We start from the raw sequence: 4070 nt of genomic DNA, 5'->3' as shown, positions 1-4070 counted from the left end.
TCAAGGACACCGCCACAAGGTTCGAACATCTTGCCGCCGGTTCGGTTGGCAAAGGAGGGGTTCCATGTTCTCGCTCAGGTTCGCGGCCTATCTGCTCATCGCGCCGGTGCTCGCCGGCAGCCTCGTCATCGCCCTTTTGACCGCCGACATGTTCGAGGCGGGCTATATCGCCGTCGCCGCCATCGCCGGCGCGGTTCTCGGCGTTCCGGCCGCATGGTGGCTGGCCAACAGGCTGGACGGGCTCATTCGACCCAGGGTCTGACGGGCCGCTGCCGCAGCTTTCTGTGAACAAGGCTCGCGCCGGTTGACGCATGCGCGCGGATGCGGCAAGCGGGCCCGGTTCTCGGTGCATTTCACGGTGATCAGCCATGTCCGACTCAGCCATGTCCGACACTGCCGACAGTGTCGCGGTCCACAGTGTCGCGCGCGACCAGTTGCGCTCCATCATCGAGCGCATCGAGCGGCTGGAAGAGGAAAAGAAGTCGCTCGCCGACGACATCAAGGATGTCTATGCCGAGGCCAAGGCCAACGGCTTCGACACCAAGGCGCTGCGCAAGATCGTCGCCATCCGCAAGCAGGACCAGAACGAGCGGCTCGAACAGGAAGCCGTGCTCGACACCTATATGGCCGCGCTGGGCATGCTGAACACGCTCGAACAGGGCTGACGCGCCCTCATTCACAATCGTCAGTTCGACGCCGGGATCCGCAGGCGCAGGGGGTGACCGTCGCCACCCGCCGCCTCGCCGAAGCGCGCAACGGCGAGGAAGGTGACCGCACTGCCCGAAAAACGGTTCGGATCGGGCGGCGGCGCCTTCGAGAAGCCCGCCGTATAGACCGCCTCGGGCGCGGCGCGGGTTGCGTTCCGGATGAATTGCGGGCGTTCGGTCGGCCGGCCGGTCGTGGTCAGCGGGGCGAGCGAGACGGTCCGGTCGCCGAAGCGCGCCGGATCGAGCCGTCCCGCCGGCGCGACAGGCGCCGCGGCCGGCCGGCCGGCAAGGGCGTTCCGCGCCGAGGCGCGCGCCGTCTTGGCCGTGGTCCGCACGCCGGTGTCGAGCGCGGCGGTCACGATCGCCTCCTTGAAACGTTCGGGACGAGGCGCGGGCAGGGCGATGCGTCCGCCGCGGCCGTCGGCCGGCCCCGGCTGCGTCGAAGCGGTCAGGTCCGCGGCTGGAGGCACCATGGGCTCGACCGCCGGCCGGGACGAGGGCGCATAGGCCGCAACAAGCGTCGGCGGCGTGTCGGACGTCTGCCCGTCACGGCGTGACGCCGCGCGCGGCGCCGGAGCGGGCAGCGGCACCGCAAGTGCCAGTTCGGTCGCGGCTTCTGCGGCGACCGGAGCCGGAACGGCCGGGCGCGCGCGCGGCACCGGCGGCGTCAGTTCGGCGAGCAGGATGCCTGGTCCTGCGGCGGGCCCGGATTGGGGTTCGGGCGCGGGTATCGGTGTGGGCGCGGCCTGTGGCGTGGGCACCGGCGCGGGCGGTGTCTGCGCGACCGGGATCGTCGCGCGCGGTGTGGGTATGCGCGCGGCGACGACGCCTTGCCCTGCGCCCGTGCGCGGGGCGACGTCCGGACGCGGCATCGATCGGGAGGGCAGGGCGGCCAGGACGGTGGCCGGCGTGTCCTGCCGGGCCTGGCGGGGCGATTGCGTCGATGGGCGCGGCGTGCTCCGGGCGCTTCCGTCGGACCGGTCGCGGTCGCCGCCCAGAAGGTTGGCGAAGAGGTTGCCGCCGCGTGAACGCTCGAAGGTCGGCGACTGGCCGGAGCGTTTGCGGGCATTGTAGGCGGCGAGCGCCTGCTGATAGCCGGGCAGGCGCCGGCCATCCGGCGGCACATGCAGCGTGCGGCCGTCCGGGAACAGGCGCGCCAGTTCCGGCCGGCTCATGCGCGGCCAGGCGCGCACGCTGCCCGTGTCCAGGTGAACGTAAGGCGTGCCGGACTTGGGATAGTAGCCGACGCCTCCGCCTTGCAGCTTGAATCCCAGTTCGCGCAGCTTCCTGGTCGAGACGCCGGGAATGAAGAAGTCGATCGCCTTGCCGAGCGTGTGCTGGCTCTTCCTGGCCTGGCCGCCGCGCGTGCGGCGCAGCATCTCGTTGGTGGCCGGCGACCGATAGCCGGAGACGACGTGAATGTACGCGCTCGCGTCGGCGGCCTGGTAAACCTCCCAGACCAGATCGAACAGTTCGGGGTCCATCCGCGTCGGCTCGTTGCGGCGGTGGTCGCGCAGAAAGTGGTTGAGCGCGCGCAGCCCGCTCTGCACATAGCGGCCGTTGCGCTTGAAGGTGATGCGGTCGCGCTCGCCGGTGTGGGTGTTATAGACCTTGAGCGTGCGCGTCTCGGCCCTGGAGGGTGCCGGCGCGAGCACAAAGGCCATCGCGATCAGCGTGGCGAGTGCAAAGACGGCGAGGCGCAGCGCACCACAATCGGCAAAAGCTGCCCTCCTGCTGTGTCCGGTGAGGCCCAAAGCGCACCAATCCGTCTTGTCCCCGAGCCCGGGCGCAACGGCCAAGCTCCGTCCCAGGACGCTACCCGCATTGTGGTTAACCGCTCCTTATCGCCTCATGCCAGCGCATCGCGCGCAGATCAATCGATACGGCGCCCAGCGCCCCGGAACGGAAGATGCGGGCATTCCCTGCGCTTCAATCCATCGCAATTGCGGTCTTTGCGTGGCGAAAATGCCATTGGCGACGGTCGGTGCGGGACGTGGTTAACCTGTCAGTCGCGCGGCACGCCGATCCGGTACTCGCGCAGTTTCCGGTACAGGGTCGACCGGCCTATGCCCAGGCGCCTGGCGATCTCGCTCATCTGCCCGTCATAGTGTGCGATGGCATGGGCGATCGCGTCGGCCTCGACGGCATCGAGGGGGCGGGCATGGTTTTCCTCGTCGAGCAGCGGCACGCAGTGGCGCTCGTCGTCCGCTGCGCCCCCCGTTGCGGGCGGTCGCTTCCTCGTTCCGTGGTCGGCGGTGCCGGCCTCGAAGGGCGGCCGTCCGGGACGCGATGCCGGCGGCGCTGCGGAGACGGGACGGCGCCGGGTCTCGATCTGCGCTGCGATATGTGCGAAGTCGCCGGTATCGAGGGGACCGGTCCCGTTCAGGACCATCGCGCGGAACAGTTCGTTTTCGACCTGCCGCACATTGCCCGGCCAGTCATAGGCCGCCAGAATGTCCATCGCCGCGCCGGTCATGGCCGGCGCCGCGGCCAGGCCCGCCCTGACCGCCTGGCGCTCCATAAGGTGTGCGACGAGTTCCGGCAGGTCGTCGGAGCGCGTGCGCAGCGAGGGCGTCAGGATCGGAAAGACGTTGAGCCGGTAATAGAGATCTTCGCGGAAACGCCCGTTCTGGACGGCGGCGATCAGGTCGCGGTTGGTCGCCGAGATCAGCCGGACGTCGACCGTGCGGCCCCCGCGCGCGCCGACCGGCTCGACATGGCCGTCCTGAATCGCGCGCAGCAGCTTGACCTGGGCGGCAAGCGGCAACTCGCCGATCTCGTCGAGAAACAGCGTGCCGCCGTCGGCCTCCACGAACTTGCCGACATGCTTTTCGGTGGCGCCGGTAAAGGCGCCCTTTTCGTGGCCGAACAGGATGCTTTCGACCAGATTGTCCGGGATTGCGCCGCAATTGACGATCACCAGCGGCTTTGCGGCGCGCGCCCCTCTGGCGGCTAAGGCGCGGGCGACGAGTTCCTTGCCGGTGCCGGACTCGCCCTCGATGAGAACCGGAATATCGCTCGCCGCCGCCTTGGCGATCAGGCGTCTGACCCGTGCCATTTCCGGGCTGTCGCCGATCAGCTCGACGGTGGCGCGCTTGCGGCCGGCCCGCTTGCGGAACGTTTCGGGCGTGGCGCGCCGCTGGCCCGTGCGGGCGACCTTGACGGCATTGCGCACGGCCTTGGCCAGCCTGGCGGGGGCCACCGGCTTGACCAGGAAATCGAAGGCGCCCGCGCGCATGGCGCAGATCGCAACGTCGATGCTGCCCTGCGCGGTCTGCACGATGACCGGCACTTCTTCGCCGCGCTCCTTGAGCGTGTTGAGCAGGGCGATGCCGTCCATGCCGGGCATGACGAGATCGAGCA

4 protein-coding genes are annotated in these 4070 nt (G+C 69.7%); 2 read left to right on the top strand and 2 right to left on the bottom strand.

Going from position 1 to position 4070, the window contains the following annotated elements:
• Positions 1–64: 64 nt before the first annotated feature.
• Positions 65–262 carry a hypothetical protein gene (locus AC5E6L_RS07635; RefSeq protein WP_491230957.1) on the top strand — a complete coding sequence of 66 codons (198 nt, stop codon included), beginning with the start codon at positions 65–67 and terminating at the stop codon, positions 260–262.
• A 106-nt stretch (positions 263–368) separates the two neighbouring features.
• Positions 369–665 (top strand): DUF2312 domain-containing protein, encoded by a 297-nt coding sequence (locus AC5E6L_RS07630; protein WP_491230958.1) that lies wholly within the window; start codon positions 369–371, stop codon positions 663–665.
• A gap of 20 nt (positions 666–685) precedes the next feature.
• Here AC5E6L_RS07630 and AC5E6L_RS07625 read toward each other — a convergent pair whose 3' ends face one another.
• Both AC5E6L_RS07625 and AC5E6L_RS07620 read right to left on the bottom strand, forming a co-directional pair.
• Complete coding sequence (locus AC5E6L_RS07625; protein WP_491772378.1) at positions 686–2371, bottom strand: peptidoglycan L,D-endopeptidase MepK; 1686 nt, start codon at positions 2369–2371, stop codon at positions 686–688.
• Between the two features lie 341 nt (positions 2372–2712).
• Positions 2713–4070: sigma-54-dependent transcriptional regulator (locus tag AC5E6L_RS07620; protein WP_491772376.1), on the bottom strand; the 1358-nt coding region annotated here is incomplete at its 5' end.

The sequence above is a fragment of the Roseitalea sp. genome, assembly GCF_984466335.1.
This window is presented reverse-complemented; position numbering and strand designations above follow the sequence as displayed.